The organism is Rothia nasimurium (assembly GCF_928392795.1).
GTDB lineage: Bacteria > Actinomycetota > Actinomycetes > Actinomycetales > Micrococcaceae > Rothia > Rothia nasimurium_F.
In genome coordinates, this window is the sequence record NZ_CAKMTJ010000004.1 from 86084 (window position 1) to 110680 (window position 24597).

Annotated in this window: 21 protein-coding genes; 20 read left to right on the forward strand and 1 reads right to left on the reverse strand. The window is 60.5% G+C overall.

What is annotated here, in order from left to right; translation table 11 throughout:
• Positions 1-74: 74 nt before the first annotated feature.
• The 12 genes from murG (at position 75) to dnaE (ending at position 14185) form a co-directional block, all read left to right on the forward strand.
• The gene (gene murG, locus L6963_RS05725) at positions 75-1172 is read left to right on the forward strand and encodes an undecaprenyldiphospho-muramoylpentapeptide beta-N-acetylglucosaminyltransferase (protein WP_237195313.1); all 1098 of its coding nucleotides are present in this window, start codon (positions 75-77) and stop codon (positions 1170-1172) included.
• On the forward strand, positions 1169-2659 hold the full coding sequence (murC, locus tag L6963_RS05730; RefSeq protein WP_237207191.1) for a UDP-N-acetylmuramate--L-alanine ligase: 1491 nt from the start codon (positions 1169-1171) through the stop codon (positions 2657-2659). The genes murG and murC overlap by 4 nt, the downstream gene beginning before the upstream one ends.
• Positions 2659-3552, forward strand: a complete 894-nt coding sequence (locus L6963_RS05735) for a cell division protein FtsQ/DivIB (RefSeq protein WP_237207190.1) — start codon at positions 2659-2661, stop codon at positions 3550-3552. The genes murC and L6963_RS05735 overlap by 1 nt, the downstream gene beginning before the upstream one ends.
• 195 nt (positions 3553-3747) lie before the next feature.
• Complete coding sequence (gene ftsZ, locus L6963_RS05740) at positions 3748-4956, forward strand: cell division protein FtsZ (protein WP_237185432.1); 1209 nt, start codon at positions 3748-3750, stop codon at positions 4954-4956.
• A gap of 123 nt (positions 4957-5079) precedes the next feature.
• Complete coding sequence (locus L6963_RS05745; protein ID WP_237195316.1) at positions 5080-5916, forward strand: polyphenol oxidase family protein; 837 nt, start codon at positions 5080-5082, stop codon at positions 5914-5916.
• Positions 5917-5945: 29 nt separating this feature from the next.
• Positions 5946-6758 carry a YggS family pyridoxal phosphate-dependent enzyme gene (locus L6963_RS05750; protein ID WP_237195324.1) on the forward strand — a complete coding sequence of 271 codons (813 nt, stop codon included), beginning with the start codon at positions 5946-5948 and terminating at the stop codon, positions 6756-6758.
• Positions 6759-6913: 155 nt separating this feature from the next.
• The gene (locus L6963_RS05755) at positions 6914-7630 is read left to right on the forward strand and encodes a cell division protein SepF (RefSeq protein WP_336603537.1); all 717 of its coding nucleotides are present in this window, start codon (positions 6914-6916) and stop codon (positions 7628-7630) included.
• Positions 7631-7638: 8 nt separating this feature from the next.
• Positions 7639-7941, forward strand: a complete 303-nt coding sequence (locus L6963_RS05760; protein WP_237195326.1) for a YggT family protein — start codon at positions 7639-7641, stop codon at positions 7939-7941.
• 305 nt (positions 7942-8246) lie between these two features.
• Entirely contained in the window at positions 8247-8936 is a 690-nt protein-coding gene (locus L6963_RS05765) for a DivIVA domain-containing protein (protein WP_237207189.1), read from the forward strand.
• Between the two features lie 160 nt (positions 8937-9096).
• Complete coding sequence (lspA, locus tag L6963_RS05770) at positions 9097-9669, forward strand: signal peptidase II (protein WP_237207188.1); 573 nt, start codon at positions 9097-9099, stop codon at positions 9667-9669.
• Positions 9669-10622, forward strand: a complete 954-nt coding sequence (locus L6963_RS05775) for an RluA family pseudouridine synthase (protein ID WP_237185426.1) — start codon at positions 9669-9671, stop codon at positions 10620-10622. Before lspA ends, L6963_RS05775 begins: the two co-directional genes overlap by 1 nt.
• Positions 10623-10648: 26 nt before the next feature.
• On the forward strand, positions 10649-14185 hold the full coding sequence (gene dnaE / locus L6963_RS05780; RefSeq protein ID WP_237207187.1) for a DNA polymerase III subunit alpha: 3537 nt from the start codon (positions 10649-10651) through the stop codon (positions 14183-14185).
• Positions 14186-14284: 99 nt separating this feature from the next.
• On the opposite strand, the gene L6963_RS05785 is transcribed toward dnaE, so the two are convergent.
• Positions 14285-14713 carry a winged helix-turn-helix transcriptional regulator gene (locus L6963_RS05785; RefSeq protein ID WP_237207186.1) on the reverse strand — a complete coding sequence of 143 codons (429 nt, stop codon included), beginning with the start codon at positions 14711-14713 and terminating at the stop codon, positions 14285-14287.
• 119 nt (positions 14714-14832) lie between these two features.
• Here L6963_RS05785 and L6963_RS05790 point away from each other — a divergent pair, with 119 nt between their 5' ends.
• From L6963_RS05790 to glgC, 8 genes are all read left to right on the forward strand, one after another.
• Positions 14833-15441, forward strand: a complete 609-nt coding sequence (locus tag L6963_RS05790) for an NAD(P)-dependent oxidoreductase (RefSeq protein ID WP_237207185.1) — start codon at positions 14833-14835, stop codon at positions 15439-15441.
• 31 nt (positions 15442-15472) lie between these two features.
• Positions 15473-16075 (forward strand): DsbA family protein, encoded by a 603-nt coding sequence (locus L6963_RS05795; protein ID WP_237195337.1) that lies wholly within the window; start codon positions 15473-15475, stop codon positions 16073-16075.
• 83 nt (positions 16076-16158) lie between these two features.
• Entirely contained in the window at positions 16159-16593 is a 435-nt protein-coding gene (locus tag L6963_RS05800; RefSeq protein WP_237195338.1) for an MmcQ/YjbR family DNA-binding protein, read from the forward strand.
• Between the two features lie 36 nt (positions 16594-16629).
• The gene (hisD, locus tag L6963_RS05805) at positions 16630-18012 is read left to right on the forward strand and encodes a histidinol dehydrogenase (protein ID WP_237195340.1); all 1383 of its coding nucleotides are present in this window, start codon (positions 16630-16632) and stop codon (positions 18010-18012) included.
• A gap of 21 nt (positions 18013-18033) precedes the next feature.
• Positions 18034-18510 carry a transcriptional regulator NrdR gene (nrdR, locus tag L6963_RS05810; RefSeq protein WP_237195341.1) on the forward strand — a complete coding sequence of 159 codons (477 nt, stop codon included), beginning with the start codon at positions 18034-18036 and terminating at the stop codon, positions 18508-18510.
• A gap of 211 nt (positions 18511-18721) precedes the next feature.
• On the forward strand, positions 18722-21127 hold the full coding sequence (locus tag L6963_RS05815; protein ID WP_237195342.1) for a glycogen/starch/alpha-glucan phosphorylase: 2406 nt from the start codon (positions 18722-18724) through the stop codon (positions 21125-21127).
• A gap of 36 nt (positions 21128-21163) precedes the next feature.
• A complete protein-coding gene (glgB, locus tag L6963_RS05820; protein ID WP_237195346.1) occupies positions 21164-23311 on the forward strand; it encodes a 1,4-alpha-glucan branching protein GlgB in 2148 nt (715 codons plus the stop codon).
• Complete coding sequence (glgC, locus tag L6963_RS05825) at positions 23298-24596, forward strand: glucose-1-phosphate adenylyltransferase (protein WP_237195348.1); 1299 nt, start codon at positions 23298-23300, stop codon at positions 24594-24596. Before glgB ends, glgC begins: the two co-directional genes overlap by 14 nt.
• Position 24597: the final 1 nt, after the last annotated feature.

The following is a 24597-nucleotide window of genomic DNA, read 5'->3' on the forward strand; positions in this document are numbered from 1 at the left end:
GCCCTCAAGATGTACCTGTGGCCCAATCCGCGTAAACTAAGGGTCGAAACAGAACACTAAGGGAGTGAAACCTGATGACCCACGCACCCACTGTCGTGCTGGCAGGCGGAGGCACAGCCGGGCATATCAACCCCATGCTGGCTATCGCCCGAGCCCTCCAGGAGCGCGAGCCTGACGTCACTATCATGACCGTCGGCACCGAAAATAGCATGGAGGCCCGGCTTGTACCGGCAGCGGGCTACGACATCAGCTTCATCCCGAAAGTTCCCTTCCCCCGCCGCCCCAACCTTGACGCCATCAAGTTCCCCGGCCGGTTCCGGGCCTCGCTCAAGCAGGCCGAGAAGATTCTGACCGATACCGGGGCGGACGTCCTGGTGGGCGTGGGTGGTTACGTGTGCACCCCCATGTACCTGGCAGCCCGCAAGCTGGGTGTGCCCGTAGTGATTCACGAGGCCAACGCCAAGCCCGGCCTCGCCAACAAGGTGGGCGCGAAGAAGGCTGCCCTGGTAGCTACCGCCTTCCCCGATACCCCCATCGCCGGTGCACGCACCGTGGGTATGCCCATGCGCCAGAACATCGCCGACCTCGACCGCACCTCCGAACAGGGGGCTGCCCGGGAGCGTCTGGGTCTTGACCCGGCGCTGCCCACTCTGGTGGTCACCGGTGGGTCCCTGGGAGCCTTGAGCCTCAACCGGGCAATCGCCGAAATCATCGACGAGATTGGCCCGGCAGGCTACCAGCTACTGCACATCACCGGCCGTGACAAGGCGGTTAAGGACGAGTCCGGCCAGCTCCGCACAGCCCCCGGCTACCAGCAGGTTGAGTTCATTACCTCCATGGAAGATGTCTACGCAGCTGCTGACCTTATGATTGTGCGCTCTGGTGCGGCAACCGTCAGCGAGGTCGCTGCCGTGGGCCTACCGGCTATCTTTGTTCCCCTACCCATCGGCAACGGCGAGCAGGCACTCAATGCCCGCTCCCTGGTGGCTGCCGGGGCAGCCCTGCTGGTTGACGACTCAGATTTCACCGCTAGCTGGTTCCGCCAGAATGTACCGGCCCTGCTAGCAGACACCGATAAACTTACCGACATGGCAGAAAAGTCCTACCGGCACGGCATCCGCGATGCTGCGCAGGTTATGGCAGACGAAGTACTGAAGGCGGCCCGCGCATGAGCACCTCACTAATGGATCTTTCAATCGACCTTCCCGCACCCCTCAACCCTCCCTTCCCCGAGCGTCCGACCCTGGCCGACCTGGGACGGGTGCATTTTGTGGGTATTGGCGGGGCCGGCATGTCGGCTATCGCCCGGCTGATGCTGCGCGCTGGCATGACCGTCAGCGGGTCTGACCAGGCTGAAAGCGCCGCTGTAGATAGCCTGCGAGAGCTGGGTGCCCGGGTATCGGTGCCCCAGGCTGCCGAGAATATCGAGGGCATCGATACCGTGGTGATTTCAACCGCGATTCGCGAAGATAACCCCGAACTCGCTGCTGCCCGGGCCCGCGGCCTGCGCGTGCTGCACCGCTCTGAAGCTCTGGCCGCGACCATGCGCGACTCCAAGGTGATTGCGGTCGCCGGTACCCACGGCAAGACCACCACCTCATCCATGATTTCGGTGATGTTGGACGGCCTGGGACTGGACCCCTCTTTTGCGGTCGGCTCTACCATCGCCGGCTATAACACCAACGCCCACCTGGGGGCGTCCGGGCCGGAGTCCTGGTTCGTGGCTGAAGCCGATGAATCCGACGGCTCTTTTGTGCGCTACCGCCCCGAGATCGCGGTTATTACTAATGCCGAGCCCGACCACCTGGACTTCTACGGCACCAATGAGCGGGTCTTCGAGGCCTTCAACCGCTTTATCGCTTCTATGGCGCCCGGTGGTGTCTTCGTGACCTGCGCTGACGACGCCGGTGCAGCTACCCTTGTGGCTCAGGCTGCGGACGCCGGTGTGCAGGTTGTCACCTATGGTGAGGGGGAGGGTGCTATGGTTCGCCTGACCGGTATCACCTCTGAAGGAACCGACTGCTCTTCAAACCTGGTCTGGGACTTCACCGTAGGCGGCCAGCAGTTCGCGGGGCAGATTACCCTGACCCTGCCGGTACCCGGCATTCATAACCAGCTCAACGCTACGGCGTCCTTTGTCTGTGCCCTGCTGGCAGGTGCCAGCCCCGAAGATGCGGTAAAAGCCCTTGCCCATTTCTCCGGTACCGACCGCCGCTTTACCCTGCGCGGTGAAGCTGCCGGGGTTAAGGTCTTCGATGACTACGCCCATCATCCCACCGAGGTACACCGTGCCCTGGAAACCGGCCGTACGGTCGCTGCCGGGCATAACCTCTACGTGATTTTCCAGCCCCACCTCTTCTCCCGCACCAAGGAGTTCGCTACCGAGTTCGCTGAGTCGCTGTCTCAGGCTGACCGCAGCTATGTACTCGATATCTACCCCGCCCGCGAGAAGCCCATGGAGGGCGTAACCAGCCATCTCATCACCGAGGCCGGTTTCTCCGAGGCGCACTACGCTGAGAGTACCGACCAGGCGATTGACGCTGTTGTAGCCGCCGCCCTGCCCGGCGATATCATCATGACGGTTGGTGCCGGTGACGTGACTGCCCTGGGGCGGGTGCTGGTAGAGAAGCTTTCTGCCCGTGAAGGTGCTGCACTCTAGTGGCCGATGAAAAGAAGCCCCGTATTCGCCTGAATTCCGCTAAGGTGAGCCAGCTACCAGAGGCTGGCGATAACCTGGTGGATATCTCTGAAAACAGTCGTTTCGCCCAGTGGCGCCAGGCCCAGGAAGAGGAGCGTCAGAGCGGCCAGAGCGAGCCTCAGAGTCTGCCTTCTGCTCCCGTGCAGCTGCGCCCCAAGCGTCGGGCAGCCGGTAGCTGGAAGAAGTGGGCCTACGGGGCGGGCGCTCTGGTGCTCGCTACCCTGATTTTTGTGGGGGTTGTTTTCTTCTCGCCCCTGCTGGCTACCCGGACGATTACGGTAGAAGGCGCTTCTTTGCTGGATGAGGCTACTGTGCAGCAACAGCTGAGCCAGCTCCAGGGGGTGCCCATGACCCGCATTAGTGAGTCTGAGGTTGCCTCTCTGATTGGCAACGAGAATGTGCTCTACGGGGTGACCCTGCAGGCGAACCCTCCCCACGAGCTGGTGGTGCAGTTGCATGAGCGGGTGCCCGTGGCTGTGGTGGAGAACGAGGACAGCTTCGTGCTGGTCGACAATGAGGGCATGCAACTGGGCACCGCAGCGTCGGTTGAGGACGCCGGTGTTCCGCTGGTTGCCGGAGGTCTGGATATTCTGGGGTCGGCTGCTTTTAGTACCGTAACCGGTGTGCTGGCGGCTCTGCCGACCTCGATTTTGTCGCAGGTGTCTGAGGCTAAGGCTGATTCGGCATCAACCATTACTTTAGAGATGATTGATGGTACGCAGGTCGTCTGGGGTACTCCGGAAGACAGCGACCTTAAAGCTAAAGTTTTAGTTCAGCTTATGGACTCGGTGGGTAGCCAGCAGGCCGTAGAAACCTACGATGTCTCAAGCCCCCTCGTCCCCACTGTAAAATAGTTTCAACTTCTACCTGAAGTTCCCTCTTGTCCTTGATATTTTCTGAGAAAAATAAGGTCATGGGTGAAACGAGGGCGACATTGCAAGGTGAAGTTGATACTCTTTCATTGATTGAAACAATAGGTTTACTCCAATCTCAACTTTCACTCTAAGGTTGAGTTGGTTTGAAACAAGGCACAAATTAGTAGGGAATCCATGGATACAGCAACTCCCCAGAACTACCTGGCAGTCATTAAGGTCGTCGGTATCGGCGGCGGTGGCGTCAACGCTGTCAACCGCATGATTGAGGTTGGTCTGCGTGGCGTTGAATTCATCGCGATCAACACCGATGCTCAGGCTCTGCTCATGTCTGATGCAGACGTCAAGCTCGACGTGGGTCGCGAACTGACCCGCGGCCTGGGTGCAGGCGCTAACCCCGACGTTGGACGCCAGGCAGCAGAAGACCACGAACAGGAAATCGAAGAGGTACTTAAGGGTGCCGACATGGTCTTCGTGACCGCAGGCGAAGGCGGCGGCACCGGTACCGGTGGCGCTCCCGTTGTTGCCCGCATCGCCCGCTCCCTGGGCGCACTGACCATCGGTGTTGTGACCCGTCCCTTCACCTTCGAAGGCCGTCGCCGCTCCAACCAGGCAGAGACCGGCATCGCCGCCCTGCGCGACGAGGTCGACACCCTGATCGTTATTCCCAACGATCGACTGCTCTCCATCTCAGACCGCAACGTCTCCATGCTCGACGCCTTCAAGTCAGCAGACCAGGTTCTGCTCTCCGGTGTCCAGGGCATCACCGACCTGATCACCACCCCCGGCCTGATCAACCTCGACTTCGCAGACGTCAAGTCCGTCATGCAGGGTGCAGGTTCAGCTCTCATGGGTATCGGCTCAGCCTCCGGTGAAGACCGCGCCGTCAAGGCAGCCGAACTGGCTATCGCCTCACCCCTGCTGGAAGCATCCATCGACGGTGCTCACGGCGTCCTGCTCTCCATCCAGGGTGGTTCAGACCTGGGCCTCTTCGAAATCAACGAAGCTGCCCGCCTGGTGCAGGAAGTTGCCCACCCCGACGCCAACATCATCTTCGGTGCCGTCATCGACGACGCTCTGGGTGACGAGGCTCGCGTGACCGTTATTGCCGCAGGCTTTGACTCGGTCAACCCCGAAACCAACTCCAACAACACCAACCCCGCCGCTAACCAGGCTGCTCGTACCCAGCAGAACTTCGGTGGCGCTTCAGCAGCTCCCGCCGCAGGCGCTGGCTTCGGTTCAGCACCCGCAGCAGGTAACAGCTGGAATAAGGGCGGCAACGACGTTCCCACCAACGCTGGCTTCGATGTTGACCTGCCCCCCGTTGTTGAGGACTCCCAGTCAGCACGTCGTGACACCCTCGATGTGCCCGACTTCCTGAAGTAAAGACTTCAGACCCACACCCTAGACGGAAACAAGCCGTCTAAAGGCCGAGAGGGGGTGAAAGCTAGACTTAGCTTTCACCCCCTTCAGTATTTCCCGCTCTTTTTCGAAAGGTAGGCGAGGCCCATGGTCGACGCTCTTTTCTCGCACCGGCTAGTAACCCTGGCGAATGGTGCCCGGGTCAATGTAGCCTTCACATCGGATGCAGCTGGTAACCTGGGTCTGCACGTGGGCGATGACCTTGACCAGACCCTGGCCCACCGGCAGACCCTTGAAGACGCGCTGCTGGGGGAAGGAGCGTCCTGCGGCTTTACCTACCTCAACCAGGTACACGGCACCGTGGTCTTTGATGCGGACGCCTCAGACCGGCTTAGCGTCGAGACTGAGAAGGGTCTTAGCCCTCAAGAGATTCGTGATACTGCACCGGTCGCCGATGCTGCCGTCTCTTGTGAGGGGCGGCCCCTGGCCATTATGGTGGCTGACTGTATCCCCCTGGTCTTTGTGGGGGAGCACGCCCAAACGGGCCAGCCAGTCTTGGGCGTGGCCCATGCTGGACGGCGGGGCCTGCTCGACGGTGTAATTCAACACCAGGTTGAAGCTATGGCGCAGAACGGTGCCGAGAACATTCAGGCCTGGATTGGCCCCTCGATCTGCGGACGCTGCTACGAGGTTCCCGAGGCGATGCGGCAGGAATCTGCTGTGCTGATTCCGCAGGTGTATTCCAGCACCTCCTGGGGCACTCCCGGCCTTGACCTACCTGCCGGGGCCCGCACCGTCCTCGCCTCCCTGCCGCAGGTAACCCGCGTGCATAGCGACCTTGCGGCCTGTACCTTTGAACATGAGCACCTCTTCTCGCACCGCGGCCATACCCAGAAGCAGGAGCCTGCCGGGCGTATCGCTGGTCTGGTCTGGGTAGAAGCTGGCCCTCTGGCCGCTGAGGTGCCCAGCCCCTCCCACCTGTAACCCAGATGCCCGCTCTAAGGAATGGAAATATGACCCTGACCTACAGCCCCGAACGCCGTGCAGAACTCAGTGACCGTCTAGCTCAGGTGCAGGCCCGCATTCAGGACGCCGCGGAAGATATGAGCGGTGCCCGATCTGCCTCGTCCCCCCTGCCCGAGCTGATTGTGGTCACTAAGTTTTTCCCGGCCTCAGATGCAGCTGCCCTGTACGACGCCGGTGTGCGCGCTGTGGGTGAGAACCGCGACCAAGAGGCCGCTGGCAAGGCCCGTGAGCTGGCCGCCTACACGGGCAGCGATGACCCGCTGCGCTGGTCCTTTATTGGCCAGCTGCAGACCAACAAGGCTAAGTCTGTGGTGCAGTATGCGCACGAGGTGCAGTCGGTTGACCGCCCTCAACTGGCCGATGCCCTCTCTAAGGCCTACAGTAACCGTCTGGCCCGCTATGAGAACGGTGAGGTTGAGGCTCCGGCAGCACTGGCACACGGTGGTCTGCGCTGCCTTATCCAGGTAGGGCTCGATACCACCGTTGAAGCCACCGCCGGGCAGGCTGCCCTGGGTGCGCGCGGGGGAGCAGACCCCACCGAGATTTTGGCCCTTGCCGACCATATTAGCTCCCTGCCGGGCCTTACCCTGGGTGGGCTCATGGCGGTTGCCCCGCTGGGCCAGGACGCTGCAGCCGCCTTTGAGAGGCTGCACGGCTACTCCCAGCAGCTGATGGAACACTACCCTGAGGCAACCACTATCTCGGCGGGTATGAGCCACGACCTGGTTGAGGCAATTCGCTGGGGAGCTACTTCTGTGCGGGTTGGCTCCTCAATCATGGGAGCCCGTCCGGCCCACTAAGGGCAGAGGCCCATAATTCACCGGGAATACTGAGGTTTTCCTTGGGCTTGTCTGCGAGAAAGACAGGCGACTTTTTGGTACCGTAAAAGGTTGATAGCAACAGAGGTTTTAAGCCCCGTCAACCGGCGGAAAGGCTACTCAAAGGGAGGGTAAGAATGGCTCGCACACTACACCAGGCAATGGCCTACCTGGGCCTGGGCCAGGTAGAAGACGAAGCGCAGCGCACAGAGCGGCCCCAGCGCCACCCTGAAACGATCTATGAAGAGACCGTTTTTGAGGCTGATGACCAGTACGATGCCTACCCCGATGAGCTAGCTCCCGCTGAAGGGCGTGCCCATATCTCGTCCACTGCCGACCGTGACGTCCTTCTGGGTATTTCACCCGAGGCCATCCGCAGCCGTCCGGCTCCCGAAGCAACTGCCGGTAGCGTTTCTGTAGCCGAGGCCGACGATCAGCTTCTTGAACAGGTCGAAAGCCCCGGCACCGACTGGGACTTCCCCGGTACCCACCAGCAGGCAACCAACTACACCTCAACCGCCCTGACCCCCTCCTTCACCGAAGAAAGCAGCGAAGAATTGCGCCGTATCACCACCATCCACCCCCGCTCCTACAACGACGCCAAGATTATCGGTGAGTCCTTCCGCGAGAATATCCCCGTGATTATGAACGTCACCGACATGGGCGATACCGACGCCAAGCGTCTCATCGACTTTTCTGCCGGCCTGGCTTTTGCCCTGAACGGTCACATCGAGCGCGTGACCGACAAGGTATTCCTGCTGACCCCCGCTAACCTTGAGGTTCTCGGTGCTGAGGGCACCGAGGTTCCGGTAGCTCTGGACAGCGACGACGTCACCCCCTTCAACCAGGCCTAAACAGCACAGTGGGTTATCTTTTTGCTCTCTTGGCTATCGTCGCCTACCTGCTGATTGTCGTTTTTATGATCCGCCTGGTACTCGACTGGGTGCAGATGTTTGCCCGCTACTGGCGGCCCCGAGGGGTCGTACTGGTGGTTGCTTCATTTGTCTACGCGGTCACCGACCCGCCCATGAATGCTGCCCGCCGCCTGATTAAGCCCATTAACCTGGGTGGTATTTCCTTGGATGTGGGCTTCATGATTCTGTTGATGGCTCTCTGGTTCGCTTATTCCCTGCTAACTAACCTGGCCTACAACCTCTCCGTTTAGAACCTGGTAGGTAAACACCTGCTGCACGTAGGGTGTGCAAGGTGGCTGATGAATCCTGTCAGTCAGCAGGCTGGGGGTTGTCCCCTCAAGTGGTGACGTGACCAGTGGCTCACACTTAACTGGGGTCATAGTGTTGCGCGGTGCCCCTTTGCCAGGTAATTTTGTGTTGTAGTAAATAGGGGACTACCCGAACTTTTAGCGCGCTGAAAGTTCGAGCTTCATGCGCCTGACTCCAGCACATACTGCGCACCGGGAACACTACGGGCCAAAGCATAAAGATTTTTAGAAAATAGAGGTGAATAATCGTGGCACTCACGCCTGAGGAAGTAATCAATAAGCGCTTCCAGCCGACTAAGTTCAAGGAAGGCTACAACCCTGAAGAGGTTGACGATTTCCTTGACGAGATTGTCATTGAACTGCGTCGTCTGAACGCCGAGAATGCTAGCCTCAAGCGCCAGCTTGAAGAGGCAGAGGCGAAGATTTCACTGGCTCCTGCCCAGCAGGGCGGTGCCCTGGCCGAGGCTGAAATTGTGGTTGATTCTCAGCCCGCTGCGGCAACTCCTGCTCCGGCAGCAGCACCTGCCGCCGCTGAGCCCACTCTGTCACCCTCTAGCGCCACCGGCCTGCTGGCTATGGCCCAGAAGGTTCACGATGACTACGTCTTCGAGGGCAAGCGCGAGCGTGAACGCCTGATTACCGAAGGTCGTGACGAAGCCGCCAAGCTTGTTTCTGAAGCTGAGCAGAAGTCGAACCAGGTGCTTGGCGATCTGGAAAAGACCAAGAGCGACCTCGAGGTTTCTGTTGCCAAGCTGCGTTCCTTCGAGAACCAGTACCGCACTTCCCTGCGCGATTACCTGAACAAGCAGCTGACCACCCTCGAAGAGACCCCCGCTCTTGAACCCAAGGCTGAGGGTGCTCCCGCAGCAGCGGCAGCACAGTCCCAGGGCTTCGGCGCGTTTGGCCAGCGTAACGGGGTTTTCAGCAACAACTCCTAGGCTTTCCTAGTGTTTAGGCGGTAGCCTCCATATGCTCAGGCGGCTCCTCGGTAAGAGGGGCCGCCTGAGATGTTTAAGATATCGACCTGTGGTACCGGCTAGGTTCCGAACGCGATAAGCTGGTGTGTGCAGTTTTTGACGTTTGAAGGCAGGGAGTACGGTGGCTAAAACCCAGCAGGAGGGCACTGTTTTGGTGCCGGTTCGTACGATTTCTGGGGTGGCTAAGGCCCTGTTGGCCCTGGCACTGTTTGCCCTGGTATACGGGGCTGACCAGTGGGTCAAGCATCTGGTAGAGATAACCATGACCGTGGGGCAGACCATCACCGTGATCGACGGCTTGCTCTGGTGGCGTTACTACCTGAACCCGGGTGCCGCTTTCTCTATGGGCGAGGGGTCTACCTGGCTGTTCACCCTGATTTCAACGGTGGGTGCCCTGGTGACGCTGACCCTGGTGGTGCGGGCTAAGACCCTGCCCTGGGTTATTCTGCTGGCGACCCTGGCAGGGGGCATTGTGGGCAACCTGCACGACCGCCTCTTCCGTGAGCCTGGATTCGGCATCGGGCACGTGGTCGATTATATTTCTGTACCTAATTTTGCGATTTTTAATATTGCCGATGCAGCAATCTGTGTATCAATGGCGGCGATTGTTGTGCTGACTTTTCTGGGCTACCGCATGGACGGCCAGCGTGAAGTACGAGCCGATAAGGCAAAGAAGAACGAGGTGGGGGTCTAGTGTCTCAGAAGATTGAACTGACATTTGTGGTAGGAGCCGACCAGGCCGGTACCCGGCTTGATGCCCTGCTCGCTGAGCTGAGCGGCCAGTCGCGCACAACGGTGAGTAGCTGGGTTAAGGACGGCGAGGTTCAGCTTCTCGATGCCAAGGGCAGGGGAGTGAAGGCTAAGGCCTCGTCCAAACTGCTTGAGGGAATGACCGTGCAGGCTGCGGGCACTCCGCCGCGTGATCTAACGCAGATTGAGGCTGAGCAGGTTGACGGTTTTTCGATTGTCTACCAGGATGACGACATCGTGGTGGTCGATAAGCCCACCGGTGTTGCCGCCCACCCGTCGATGGGCTGGCACGGCCCTACGGTTGTTGGGGCCCTGAAGCACGCCGGGATTGATATTGCCACCAGCGGTGCTGCTGAGCGTCAGGGGATTGTGCACCGCCTGGACGTCGGAACCTCGGGGCTGATGGTTGTGACCAAGAACGAGCGAGCCTACTCGGTCATGAAGAAGGCCTTCAAGGACCGTACCGTCACCAAGGTCTACCACACCCTAGTGCAGGGGCTACCCGACCCGCTCAAGGGTACTATCGATGCCCCTATTGGCCGCCACCCCGGCAGCGAATGGAAGTTTGCGGTCAACGAGGACGGCAAGCCGGCTATCACCCACTATGAGGTGCTCGAAGCCTTTGGGCCAGCGTCCTTGGTTGAGGTGCACCTTGAAACCGGCCGCACCCACCAGATTCGTGTGCATTTCTCTGCCCTGCGCCACCCCTGCGCGGGCGACCTGACCTACGGGGCCGACCCCACCATGAGCGCGCATCTGGGCCTCACCCGCCAGTGGCTGCATGCCCACCGGCTGGGCTTCACCCACCCCACCAGCGGTGAGCAGGTGGAGTTCGAAAGTCCCTACACCCCTGACCTTCAGTACGCTCTCGATACCCTGCGTGAGGGCAACTTCTAGAGCCCGACGCTAAGGACGCAACCCGCATGGCTAACACCGACTTCACCCACCTGCACGTGCACACCGAGTACTCCATGCTCGATGGTGCTGCCCGTCTAACCGACCTCTTTGAGCACTCGAAGCAGCTGGGCATGAATGCCCTGGCAACCACCGACCACGGCTTCCTCTTTGGTGCCTTCGACTTCTGGAACAAGGCCAATAACGCCGGGGTTAAACCCATTATCGGTGTGGAGGCCTACCTGACCCCGGGTACCGCCCGTCAGGATCGCACCCGCGTGAAATTTGGTGAGGGCGGGCGCGATGACGTCTCCGGTGGTGGTGCTTATACCCATATGACCATGTGGGCAGAGAACACCCAGGGCATGCATAACCTGTTCCGGGCGTCCTCTCTGGCCTCGCTTGAAGGCCACTTCTATAAGCCGCGTATGGACCGGGAGCTACTCCAGACCTACGGTAAGGGTCTGATCGCCACCACCGGCTGCCCCTCGGGTGAGGTGCAGACCCGTCTGCGCCTGGGCCAGTACAAGGAGGCCATGCAGGCAGCCAGCGACTTCCGCGATATCTTCGGCAAGGAAAACTTCTACTGCGAGCTCATGGACCACGGGCTTGATATCGAGAAGAACGTCATGGCCGACCTGCTCAAGCTGGCCAAAGAACTGAACCTCCCCCTGGTTGCCACCAACGACCTGCACTACACCCATGCAGAGGACGCCAAGGCCCACGCCGCGCTGCTGTGCGTGCAGTCAGGCTCCACCCTGCAGGACCCCAAACGCTTCAAGTTCGACGCCGATAACTTCTACCTCAAGTCGCCGGCTGAGATGCACGAGCTCTTCCGCGACTACCCCGAGGCCTGTAACAACACCATGGAAATCGCCGAGCGATGCTCCGTGGAGTTCAATACCAAGGCCAACTACATGCCCAACTTCCCCGTGCCCGAGGGCGAAAACGAGGAATCCTGGTTCGTCAAAGAGGTTGAGCGCGGCCTGCACTATCGCTTCCCCAAGGGCGTGCCCGACGAGGTGCGCAAACAGGCTGAGTACGAGGTGGGTATCATCTCGCAGATGGGCTTCCCCGGCTACTTCTTGGTGGTTGCTGACTTTATCAACTGGGCCAAGGAGAACGGCATCCGCGTGGGCCCGGGCCGTGGCTCGGGTGCAGGTTCCATGGTCGCCTACGCCATGCGTATTACCGACCTGAACCCGCTGGAACACGACCTGATTTTCGAACGCTTCCTCAACCCCGACCGCGTCTCCATGCCCGACTTCGACGTGGACTTCGATGATCGCCGCCGTTCTGAAGTGATTCACTATGTGACCGAGAAGTACGGCGAAGACAAGGTGGCAATGATCGTCACCTACGGCACCATCAAAGCTAAGCAGGCCCTCAAGGACTCCTCCCGTGTGCTGGGCTACCCCTTCTCCACGGGCGAGCGCCTGACCAAGGCCATGCCCGAGGACGTCATGGGCAAGAATATTGCCCTGGCCAACGTCTACAACCCCGAGGACAAGCGCTATAACGACGCCCAGGAGCTGCGAGACCTCATCGAGTCTGATGCCGATGCTTCGAAGGTCTTTGAGACCGCGAAGGGTATCGAGGGTCTGAAGCGCCAGTGGGGCGTGCACGCGGCGGGCGTCATCATGTCGAGCCACGACCTGATTGACGTTATCCCCATCATGCGCCGTGAACAGGACGGGCAGGTTATCACCCAGTTCGATTACCCCACCTGTGAAGGGCTGGGGCTGATCAAGATGGACTTCTTGGGCCTGCGTAACCTGACCATCATCTCGGACGCGATTGAGAACATTAAGCTCAACCGCGGCGAAGACCTGGACCTTGAAACCCTGGAACTGGATGACGCCGAGTCCTATAAGCTCCTGGCGCGCGGCGACACCCTGGGTGTCTTCCAGCTCGATGGTGGGCCCATGCGCCAGCTACTCAAGCTCATGCAGCCTGACCACTTTGAGCACATTTCGGCGGTCTTGGCGCTCTACCGCCCCGGCCCCATGGGCGCGAACTCCCACACCAACTACGCCCTGCGTAAGAACGGTCTGCAGGAGGTCACCCCCATCCACCCGGAGCTCGAAGAGCCCCTGGCGGAGATTCTCGATACCACCTACGGCCTGATCGTGTATCAGGAGCAGGTTATGGCGATTGCCCAGAAGGTCGCTAACTATTCCCTGGGTGAGGCAGATATTTTGCGCCGCGCTATGGGTAAGAAGAAGAAGGAGGAGCTGGATAAGCAGTATGCCACCTTTCACCAGGGCATGCTCGATAACGGCTACTCCGAAGGGGCGGTAAAGGCCCTCTGGGATATTCTGCTGCCCTTCTCTGACTACGCCTTTAACAAGGCCCACACAGCGGCCTACGGTCTGGTCTCCTACTGGACGGCCTACCTGAAGGCCCACTACCCCCAGGAGTACATGGCGGCGCTGCTGACCTCGGTGGGCGATGACAAGGATAAGCTCGCCCTCTACCTGAACGAGTGCCGCCACATGAAGATTACGGTGCTGCCGCCCGATGTGAACGAGTCTGCCCTGAACTTCACCCCTGTGGGTGACGATATCCGCTTCGGCATGGGCGCTATCCGTAACGTGGGCGCCAACGTGGTCTCTGCTATGGTCGATGCTCGCGAAGAAAAGGGCCGCTACGAGAACTTCAACGACTTCCTGGCCAAGGTTCCGATTGTCGTCTGTAACAAGCGCACCGTGGACTCCCTCATCAAGGCCGGTGCCTTTGACTCGCTGGGCCACGACCGGCGTCCGCTCTCCATGATCCACGAAGAGGCCATCGACGCGACCGTCTCGGTCAAGCGTCAGGAGGCCGCCGGTCAGTTCGACCTCTTCGGCGGTCTGGGGATGGACGACGATAACCCGGTGAACGAGCTGGCGGTACAGATTCCGGACGTCCCCGAGTGGGAGAAGCGCGATAAGCTCAACTTTGAGCGCGAGATGCTGGGCCTCTACGTCTCTGACCACCCCCTGCGCGGTCTCGAAGATGCCCTTGATGCGCTGTCAGATTCCACGATTCAGGGGCTGGTCTCTGAGGATTCGGTCAAACCTGATGGGGCGATCGTAACTATCGCGGGCATGATTACCAGCGTCTCCCGCCGTATCGCGAAGAACTCGGGTAACCCCTACGCCCGTATCGAGATGGAAGACCGCACCGGTTCTATCGAGGTCATGTTCTTTGGCCGCGCCTATGAGCCGATTGCCGGTGTGCTGGCCGAAGACCTGATTTGTACCATCAAGGGCCGCCTGCAGCGCCGTGATGACGGGTCAGTGACCCTGAGCGCCCAGGAGCTGAATATCCCCGAGATTTCAGCGGACGGCACCGGCGGCCCGGTCACTATCGCCATCCCCGAGTACAAGGCGACCGAGGAGACCCTGGGCCAGCTACGCGATATTTTGCGGAATCATAAGGGCGAATCCGAGGTGCGCATCGCGATGACCACCCGCACCAAGCGCCTGCTGATCCGGCTAGGCGCTGACCTGCGGGTCAACCCCAACCCAGCCCTCTTTGGTGACCTCAAGGTGCTGCTGGGCCCGGCCTGCCTGGATTTCTAGGAGGCTAAGAAGCACCGGATGTGCCGCCTGATGTCGAGCGGGGGAGTAAGACTCCTGCACTCGGAACCGGGCGGCACATTCTTTGTTAAAGGGTGTTTGTTAGAGAGCCTGGGCGGCGTCGTAGCGCTCGCGGTTAGCCTGCACCTCTTCCAGGTGGGTTTCTGCCCAGAGGCGGACGGCGGTGAGCGGCTCAACGGTGGTCAGCCCCAGGTCGGTGAGCTGGTAGTCCACGCGCGGGGGAACGCTGGCGGTGATGTGGCGGGTCAGCAGTCCGTCACGTTCCATCGAGCGCAGGGTTTCGGTCAGCACTTTGGGGGAGACCCCCTGGATGGTGCTTTTGAGATCCTTGAAGCGTACCGGTTCACCGTCTGCTAACACGGTGACAATCAGGGGAGTCCACCGGTCGGTGAGATGGCGCAACACGGTGCGTGAGGGGCAGTTCTGGTCGAGGACGTTGGCGGGCAGCTGCTCTGCTGCCGGCTGGGAGGTGGGGCGGACGTCCGCGCTGACCTGGGGCGATGATGTCACGGTGGGCCTTTCTGAAAGTTTTTTAAAAACCCCTAATAGTTACCTTGAGGTAATTGGTTTCTAAAACATACTATAGAACTGTTCGATACAGAAAACCAACTCTTCAAGGAGAAAACCCCATGAACATCTCAGTGATCGGCGCAGCAGGTATGGTCGGCTCAGCAATCGTTGCAGAAGCCCAGAATCGCGGCCACCAGGTAACCAGCTACACCCGCAGCGGCTCAGCAGGCACCCTGCCCCTCGACCTGGCCACCACCGAGGCCCTGGTAGAGATCATCAACTCATCCGAGGTAACCGTCATCTCCGTTGCTAGCCGCGACGACTACTCCGCAGCTATCGCCGCCCACCGCGCCCTCATAGCGGCAGCCCCCACCGGCCGCTTCCTCATCGTCGGCGGCGCCGGTTCCCTCAACGCTAGCGAGGGTCTGCTGCTGGAGAGTCCCGACTTCCCCGAAGAATACCTGACCGAAGCCAAGACCTTTGCTGAGATTCTGGGCGACTACCGGGCAGCTACCGACCTCAAGTGGACCGTCCTGGCCCCCTCACCCATGATCGCCCCCGGCGCCCGCACCGGTGACTACCGCACCGAGCTGGACGTACCCGCCGGCATGTTCGTCTCAACCCAGGACTTTGCGGCCGCCGCCATCGACGAAATCGAAAACCCGGCCCACGTTGGCACCCGTTTCACCGTCGCCTCCGCCGACGAAGCTGCTGCCCAGGGCAAGTAGGCCAGCAGGCGCGAGAAGGGAGAGGAACGGTATGCGCGAACTCGTTTATGTGCTCGATACCTACTGCGGCTGGTGCTACGGCTTTGGCCCGACCGTGCGGGAGCTGGCGGCTGACCCCGAGGTGAGCCTGACTGTGCGTCACGGTGCTCTTTTCACCGGTGACCGCAGCGCCCCCATCGGTCAGTATGGCCATATCCCCGCAGCGAATGCGCGTATTCCGGCCCTGACCGGGGTGGAATTTGGGCAGGGCTACGAGGCTATGCTGGCGGAAGGGTCAACTATCATGGACTCGAACGACGCTGCCCGCGGGCTCATGGCCCTGCGCCAGGTAGCGGGTGAAGACCGCGCCCTGGACGCTGTTTTGGCTCTGCAGGCCGCTTTCTACCGGGAGGGGCTGAGCCTCTCGAGCGAGGCCGCCTATGATTTCGCGGCTGAGCGCCTGGGTGTGGATGCTGAGGCTGTCCGGGTGGCCCTGAAGGACGCGAACGTCGCTGCCCGCGCTGCTGCCGAGCAGCAGCAGGTGCTGGGGATGGGCGTGGACCATTACCCCACCCTACTGGCGGTAACCGATCGCGGCCTGGTCGAGGTAGGCTCCCTGACGGCGAGCGCAGCTGAAATCAAGGCAGCCCTGTAAGGTCGCTGCCATCGGAAAAGTGCATGTGCCGTTGCTTTTTGCAGCGGCACTTGCACTTTAACGGGGGTACTAAACTGGGGGCCATGCCCCTTTCCACCTCCCGTGCCCTCTACGAGGCGGCGTCCGCGTCCGCCCTGGCCCTGCCCGCAGCCGAGCTCTACCGCTTCACCTCCCGCAGCGACGCCGAAGCCGCCCGCGTGGGTGGCAGATGGTTCATGGTGTTAGCTGAGAAGGACGGCACCCAGCTGGTCAACCTCAAAGCCCACCCGGCCGACGTTGCAGCTATCATCGAAACCCACCCGGCGGCGTGCCCTGCCTGGCACATGAACAAAACCCACTGGTACAGTCTCGTGCCCCACCCAGATGTGACTGGCGAGCTGCTAGCCGAGCTTATCGCCGAGTCCTACCTCACCGTGGTCGAGTCCCTGCCTGCTCGTAAGCGTCCGCCCGGCTGGCAGGCCGTGGCAGAAAAACTCAAGGCGGCAGAATCTCACCAGCCGGAAAACCCACCGGCCTAACCCGCTGCGGCTTGACGGCCGCGTTAAAATCAAAGAGTGAGCACAACAGACAATACCCAGAACTCCACTGCACCTGCAGACTTCACCCTGCGCACTATCGACCTGCGCGGCAGCAACCACTCCTACGCAGAGTTGCGCCGTATCGTCCCGCGCCAGACCACAGAGTTCGTGGGCAATGCGCTCACTACCGTGCACGAAATCCTCGAGAACGTCCAGGACCGCGGCGCTGACTACCTGCGAGAACTCTCCGCCCGTTTCGACGGAGTAGAGCAGGGCGCCCTGCGCGTACCGCAGAGCGCTATCGACCGGGCGGTCGAGAACCTCGACCCGGGCGTCCGCAAGGGCCTAGAAATCGCCATCGAGCGCACCCGTGCTTTTGCAGCCGCCCAGCGCCCCGCCGACCAGACCATCGAAGTTGCCCCCGGGGCCGTCCTCACCAACCGCTGGACTCCCGTGCGCCGCGCCGGCGTGTACGTGCCCGGCGGCCTGGCCGTCTACCCCTCATCGGTCATCATGAACACTGTACCCGCCCAGGCGGCGGGCGTCGGCTCCATCGTGCTCTGCACCCCGCCCCAAAAAGAATTCGACGGCCTGCCCCACCCCACCATCCTGGGCGCAGCCGGACTGCTGGGCATCACCGAAGTCTGGGCCATCGGCGGCGCCGGTGCCCTGGGTGCTATGGCCTACGGGCTGGACGACGCCGGTGAGGTTCTTGAACCCGTCGACACCATCACCGGCCCCGGCAACATCTTTGTCGCCATGGCCAAGCGAGCCCTGCAGGGCGTTGTGGGTGTGGACGGCGAAGCTGGAACCACCGAAATCGCCGTCATTGCCGACGACACCGCCAACCCCGACTACGTTGCCGCTGACCTGATTTCCCAGGCCGAACACGACCCCAACGCCGGGTCCGTCCTCATTACCCACAGCCCAACCCTCGCCGCCGCCGTGCAGGACGCCATCAATCAACGAGCCGCTGCGACGAAGCACAGCGAGCGCGTGGCCACTGCCCTGACCGGCCCCCAGTCCGGCGTGGTGCTCACCGACAGCCTCGAAGCCTCAATCGCGGTAGCCGACGCCTACGCCGCAGAGCACCTCGAAATCCATACCGAGAAGGCAGAAGAAGTGGCAGGGCGGGTGCGCAACGCCGGTGCTATCTTCATCGGCCCCTACTCGCCGGTGCCCCTGGGGGATTACGCGGCAGGGTCCAACCACGTCCTGCCCACCGGCGGTTCAGCTGCCTACGCATCGGGGCTTAACACCACCGTCTTTATGAAGGCTGTGCAGCTGATCAACTACAGCGAAGGTGCCCTGGCTGAAATTGGAGATGCCATCGTTGCTGTTGCCCAGGACGAAGACCTGCCCGCCCACGGTGAGGCCATCACCGCTCGTACCGGTTCACCGGCACCCCGGGCCAACTAGAAGCACGCTAGGAGGAACCACATGAACTGCCCCTTCTGCCGTAATTCCACCTCAAAGGTGGTTGATTCACGCACCACCGAAGACAACTCTGCAATTCGCCGCCGCCGTCAGTGCAGCAACTGCGGCAAGCGGTTCACTACCGTTGAAACCACCGCTGTTTCGGTGATTAAGCGAAGCGGCGTGACCGAGCCCTTCGACAGGTCCAAGATCGTCTCGGGTGTGCGTAAGGCATGCCAGGGCCGCCCGGTGGGGGAGGACGACCTGGCTAAGCTAGCCCAGGAGGTTGAAGAGGCGATTCGGGCTAAGGGCATTGCCGAGATCGATGCTCATGAAGTCGGTCTTTCGATTCTTGAGCCCCTCTCAAAGCTCGACACCGTGGCTTACCTGCGTTTCGCTAGCGTCTACCAGGCATTTGAATCGCTTGATGATTTTGAGCGCGCTATTGCCGACCTGAGAGCGGCGGGGGCGGACGCGGGGGAGCAGCCCACCCTGCTCTAGGGGAGCCTTAGGGGCTTGGGAATTTGCCTGGAGTTTCCAGACCGATAATTGGGTAAAAGTGCCGTCTGTCTATTATTAACAGTCGACCTACCCCTGCTACATGTGTTGCCCAACATAGATACGTCTCACACCTAGAGATGCTCGCAGAAGTTTCGGCGTTTCGTGTTGCGCAGCACAAAATTGTCAAAAACTGAACACTAAAATGGGGTGTATGGCAGAACACAATCGCCCCGAACCATCAGTAGCAAGCTTCCGCTCCTCGCTCCTGCAGCACCTGCAGTTCACCACCGGTAAGGACCCGAAGCATGCCACCGCCTACGACTGGCGGATTGCCCTCTCGCACACCCTGCGAGATCTTGCCGTTGAACCCTGGTTCAACTCCACACGCCGCACATGGGAAGAAGATCGCAAGCGCGTTTACTACCTTTCCATGGAGTTCCTCATTGGCAGGCTTATGGAGGATTTGGCTATCAACCTCGGCGTGCGCGACATCGCCGTTGAGGCTCTGGCCGAATTCGATATCGACTTCAACGCGGTTGCCGATGAAGAGCCGGACGCCGCGCTCGGCAACGGCGGCTTGGGCCGCCTTGCTGCCTGCTACCTTGAGTCCATGGCTACGGTGGGTTGCCCCGCCTACGGCTACGGCCTGCGCTATGAGCACGGCCTCTTTGAGCAGTCATTTGAGAATGGCCGTCAGCAGGAAAACCCCGAGAACTGGCTTGCCCACGGTAACCCCTGGGACTTCGACCGCCCCGAATCTGTCTACGGAGTAGGCTTTGGTGGCGAAATCTATGAAGAAAACGGTGTGCTGCGCTGGAATCCCGGTACTCACGTACAGGCCCAGGCCTTTGACACCCCCGTGGTAGGCTACGGAGCCACCTGGGCCAACACCCTGCGTCTGTGGGCAGCAACTCCCAACGCAGATCTCTTTGACCTCGGTCGCTTCAACGCCGGTGACTTTGCCGCCGCTGCTGAGCCCGAAGCCCTGGCCCGCAGTCTCAGCCGCGTGCTCTACCCCAACGACACCACCGACGGCGGTAAGCAGCTGCGCCTATCTCAGGAGTACTTCCTGACTTCAGCGTCCGTTCAAGATATCGTTCGCCGCCACCTGGTGGGGCATGACTCCCTCGAGAACCTTGACCGCCACGTTGCTATCCAGATGAACGATACCCACCCGGCAATTGCTGGGCCGGAGCTCATCCGTATCCTGGTCGATGAGCACGGCTTCGACTTTGACCGTGCCGCTGACCTGGCTACCCGGGTACTCGGCTACACCAACCACACCCTGCTCCCCGAAGCGCTGGAGCGCTGGACCGTAGGGCTCATGCGCCATGTGCTGCCCCGCCACCTGCAAATTATCGAACGCCTTGACCAGAAGTTCGTGGAGCTTCAGGCAGGCTCACCCCACCCTGCCCGCCTGATTTCAGGCGACCAGGTCAATATGGGTGACCTGGCCTTTACCACCAGCCACCGCGTCAACGGCGTGTCGGCCCTGCACACCGACCTGGTGCGTACCGAGCTGTTCCCCGTGCACGATGCCCTGCACCCTGATCGCATCGTCAACATCACGAATGGCATCACCCCTCGTCGCTGGCTCAAACTGGCTAACCCTGCCCTGGCGCAGCTCATCACCGAGACCATCGGTGAGGGCTGGGAGACCGACCTTGAGCGCCTGAAGGAGCTGGAACCCTACGCCGATGATCCTGCCTTCCTCAAGGCCTTTGGTGAAAGCAAGAAGGCAGCCAAGCAGCGCTTTGTGGACTGGATGCAGGAAGAACACGGCATTGAGCTGCCGGTGGACTCCCTTTTTGATTCGCAGGTCAAGCGCATGCACGAGTACAAGCGCCAGCTGCTGAACATACTGTGGACTATTGCCCACTACCAGCGCATCAAGCGTGACCCCAATGCCGGTTGGGTACCCCGCGTCAAAATCTTTGGTGGTAAGGCAGCTCCCAGCTACCACACCGCCAAGGACATCATTAAGCTCATCAACGATGTGGCTGAGGTCGTCAACAATGACCCCGAGACCAACCACCTGCTGCGCATCGTCTTCCCTCCCAACTACAACGTTTCGATGGCGGAGCGTCTGATTCCTGCCTCCGACCTGTCGGAGCAGATTTCGACCGCGGGTATGGAGGCATCCGGTACCGGCAACATGAAGTTCGCCCTCAACGGTGCCCTCACCATCGGTACCCTCGATGGTGCGAACGTTGAGATTCGTGAGCACGTGGGTGCAGAAAACTTCTTCCTCTTTGGCCTGACCACCGAGGAAGTTGCCCAGCGTCGTGCCCAGCCCGGCCACTCACGGGCCGCTATCGAAGCGAGCCAGGCTCTGCGCGACATCCTGCAGGCGGTAGCTGAGGGTACCTTTAGCCCCGATGAGCCCTACCGTTTCGGCCATATCGTTGACAACATGTGGAACGGCGACTGGTTCCTAGTCGCCTCTGACTTTGACGACTATGACCGTGCCCAGCAGGAGGTTGAGGAGGCCTACCGCGATACCGAGCGCTGGCAGCGCATGGCGGTTCTGAATGTTGCCCGTATGGGTTACTTCAGCTCTGACCGTTCAGTGCGTGAATACATGACCGAAGTGTGGGGCATTGACTCAGCCTTGTAGCTAGAGGCCAATCTTCACTGGAGCCAAGGGAATCGTATGAGTATCACAGAAACAGAAGCCCGCTCAATAGCTGCGGGAAAGCACCGGGATCCTTTTCGGGCTCTTGGCCCCAGTGACGATGGGAGCCGGGTTGTTGCCCACATACCCGGTGCCCAGCGAGTCTGGGCTGTCAACGACACTGACCAGAGCGAACTCGTTCGGGTAGTTGCTGATCTGCCGGTCTTTGAGGGTGAGCTCGTTCCCTACTACCGGCTGCGTATTGAATGGCCCAGCGGCAAGCAGGTCGAGCGTGAGGACCCCTACCGCTTTGGCCCGGTGCTGGGTGAGATGGACGAGTACCTGATCGCTGAAGGGCGCCACGAACAGCTGTGGCGCGCCCTTGGCGCCCACCTCATGGAGCATGAGAAGGTTTCGGGCGTGCACTTTGCCGTCTGGGCACCGAATGCCTCCCGTGTATCTGTGGTGGGCTCCTTCAACGACTGGAACGGTACCGCCCACCCCATGCGGTCACGCGGCTCAACCGGCGTCTGGGAAATTTTTATTCCCGGCCTGGGCGAGGGCACAGTTTACAAGTACGAGATTGTAGATGCTCACGGCACCGTACTCCCTCTCAAAGCTGACCCCGTTGGGTTCGGTGCTGAGCTGCCACCGGCTACGGCTTCGGTAGTACGCGATATTGACGCCCACGACTGGCAGGACGCCGACTGGTTGGCTACCCGAGACCAGGCGGGTGCACCGGATGCCCCCGTGAGCGTCTACGAGGTCCATCTAGGGTCTTGGAAAGCTGAGGGCTGGCACGATCTCATCGACTACGTTGAGGACCTTGGGTTTACCCACATCGAGGTTCTGCCCATTACCGAGCACCCCTTCGACGGCTCCTGGGGCTACCAGCCTGTGGGGATGTACGCCCCCACGGTGCGGTACGGCCTGCCCCGCGATTTCCAGTCCTTTGTGGACGCCGCCCACCAGCGCGGCATCGGCGTCATCGCCGACTGGGTTCCCGGGCATTTCCCGGCGGACGCCCACGGCCTGGCTCGGTTCGACGGTACCGCCCTGTACGAACACCAGAACCCTCAAGAGGGGTACCACCCCGACTGGAACACCCTGATTTATAACTACGGCCGACCGGAAGTGGCTGGCCATCTGCGGTCTAATGCCCTGTACTGGCTGCAGGATTATCACCTCGACGGGCTGCGCGTGGACGCCGTAGCATCGATGATTCACCGCAACTACTCCCGTAAGGACGGCGAGTGGGTACCGAATAAGGACGGCGGCGTAGAGAACTATGAGGCTATTGACTTCCTGAAAACCACCAATGACGCCGTCAACCGTCACTGCGACGGGGCCGTCATGATCGCTGAAGAATCGACGACCTTCCCCGGGGTCACCCGCAGTACCGAACACAACGGGCTGGGCTTTGACTACAAGTGGAGCCTGGGCTGGATGAACGACTCACTCAAATATTTCGGTCTAGACCCGGTCTACCGTAAGTATCACTCCGACCTGCTGACCTTCGGGCTCACCTATATCTTCAGCGAACGGTTCATGCTGCCCATCAGCCACGATGAGGTCGTTCACGGTAAAGGTTCCCTCTACGGGCGTATGCCCGGCAGCCACGCTGAAAAACTGGGTAATCTCAAAGCCTTCTTGGCCTACATGTGGGCCTACCCCGGTAAAAAGCTCCTCTTCATGGGTCAAGAATTTGGCCAGCCCTCTGAGTGGGCCTACCAGGGGGAGCTGGACTGGGGCGTGCTCGATGACCCCGGGCACGCGGGCGTCCTGAACCTGGTTCGAGATCTCAACTCCCTCTACCGCTCCCAGCCCGCCCTGCACCGGCGGGACTGCGACGGGCGCGGATTCCAGTGGCTGCTCGTCGACGCAGTTGACGAGCAGGTCTACGCATGGCTTCGCAGGGGAGAGGACGGCGACCCCCACGTGGTGGTAGTCCTGAACCTAACCCCGGTAGAACGCGACGGCTACCGAGTTCCTTTCCCCCTGCCAGGGCGCTGGCTTGAAGCGCTCAACACAGACTCCGCTCATTACCACGGCGGCGACCGCGGGCACGCAGGTGCTATCGAAACAGAACCCGTCCCCATGGGTACCGAAGCACAATCTGCGCTCCTGAAACTTCCTCCCCTTTCAGTTATCTATTTTGTAGAGGACACCACCCATGAGTCAGCCTGATACCGCACAGGGCACGACACTACCCCCGCACCGCCTAGCCAGCCAGGCTATGGCCTTCGTTCTAGCCGGTGGCCGAGGATCCCGACTAGAGGAACTCACTGACCGCCGGTCTAAACCCGCGGTTCACTTCGGCGGTAAAGCCCGTATCATCGACTTCCCACTCTCGAATGCCTACAACTCGGGCATTCGCAAAATGGCGGTTGCAACCCAGTACAAGGCGCACTCGCTGATCCGCCACATGCAGCGCGGCTGGAGCTTCTTTAGAGCAGAGCGCAACGAATACCTCGATATTCTGCCTGCCAGCCAGCGAGTCTCAGAGAGCCAGTGGTACCTGGGTACCGCTGACGCTATCTACCAGAACATCGACATCGTTGATGACTACGGCGTGGAATACATCGTGGTGCTGGCCGGTGACCATATCTACAAGATGGACTACTCGATCATGCTTGAGCAGCACGTTCGAACCAATGCTGATGTCACCATCGCCTGCCTGACCGTGCCCCGTGAAGAAGCCAGTGCTTTTGGCGTTATGGCGGTTGATGAAAACAGCCAGATCGTTGACTTCCTTGAGAAACCTGCCGACCCTCCCTCAACTCCCGAGGATCCCGACGAGTCGCTGGTTTCAATGGGCATCTACATCTTTGACTGGGCTTTCTTGCGCGAGAAACTGATTGAGGACGCCGCCAACGAAACCTCATCCCACGACTTTGGGCACGACATCATCCCCCAGATCGTTGAGAACGGTAAGGCAGTTGCCCACCGCTTCTGCGATTCTTGCATCACCAGCGGCCTAGAAAAGCGCCCCTACTGGCGAGATGTGGGCACCATCGATTCTTTCTGGCAGGCAAATATCGACCTTACTGACTTTGAGCCGCCGCTTGACTTCTACGACCGAAACTGGCCGATTTGGACCTACGCTGAGATTACCCCTCCCGCTAAGTTCATTCACAATGAAAGAGGTAGGCGCGGTACCGCGGTGCAATCACTGATTTCGGGTGACTGCGTGATTTCGGGAGCAAGCGTGGAGAAGTCCCTGGTCTTTACCGGCGCCCGTATCCACTCTTTTGCTTCTGTCACTGAATCTGTAATTCTGCCCCACGTCGATATTGGCCGTAACGCTCATCTGACCAAGTGCGTGGTCGATAGTGATGTTACTATTCCTGAGGACCTGGTCGTGGGCGAGAACCCCGAAGAAGATGCGAAGTGGTTTACCGTTTCACCGGGCGGGGTAACTCTGATTACCCAAAAAATGCTGAACCAGCGTGAAGAAGCTCTAAGAAAGTAGA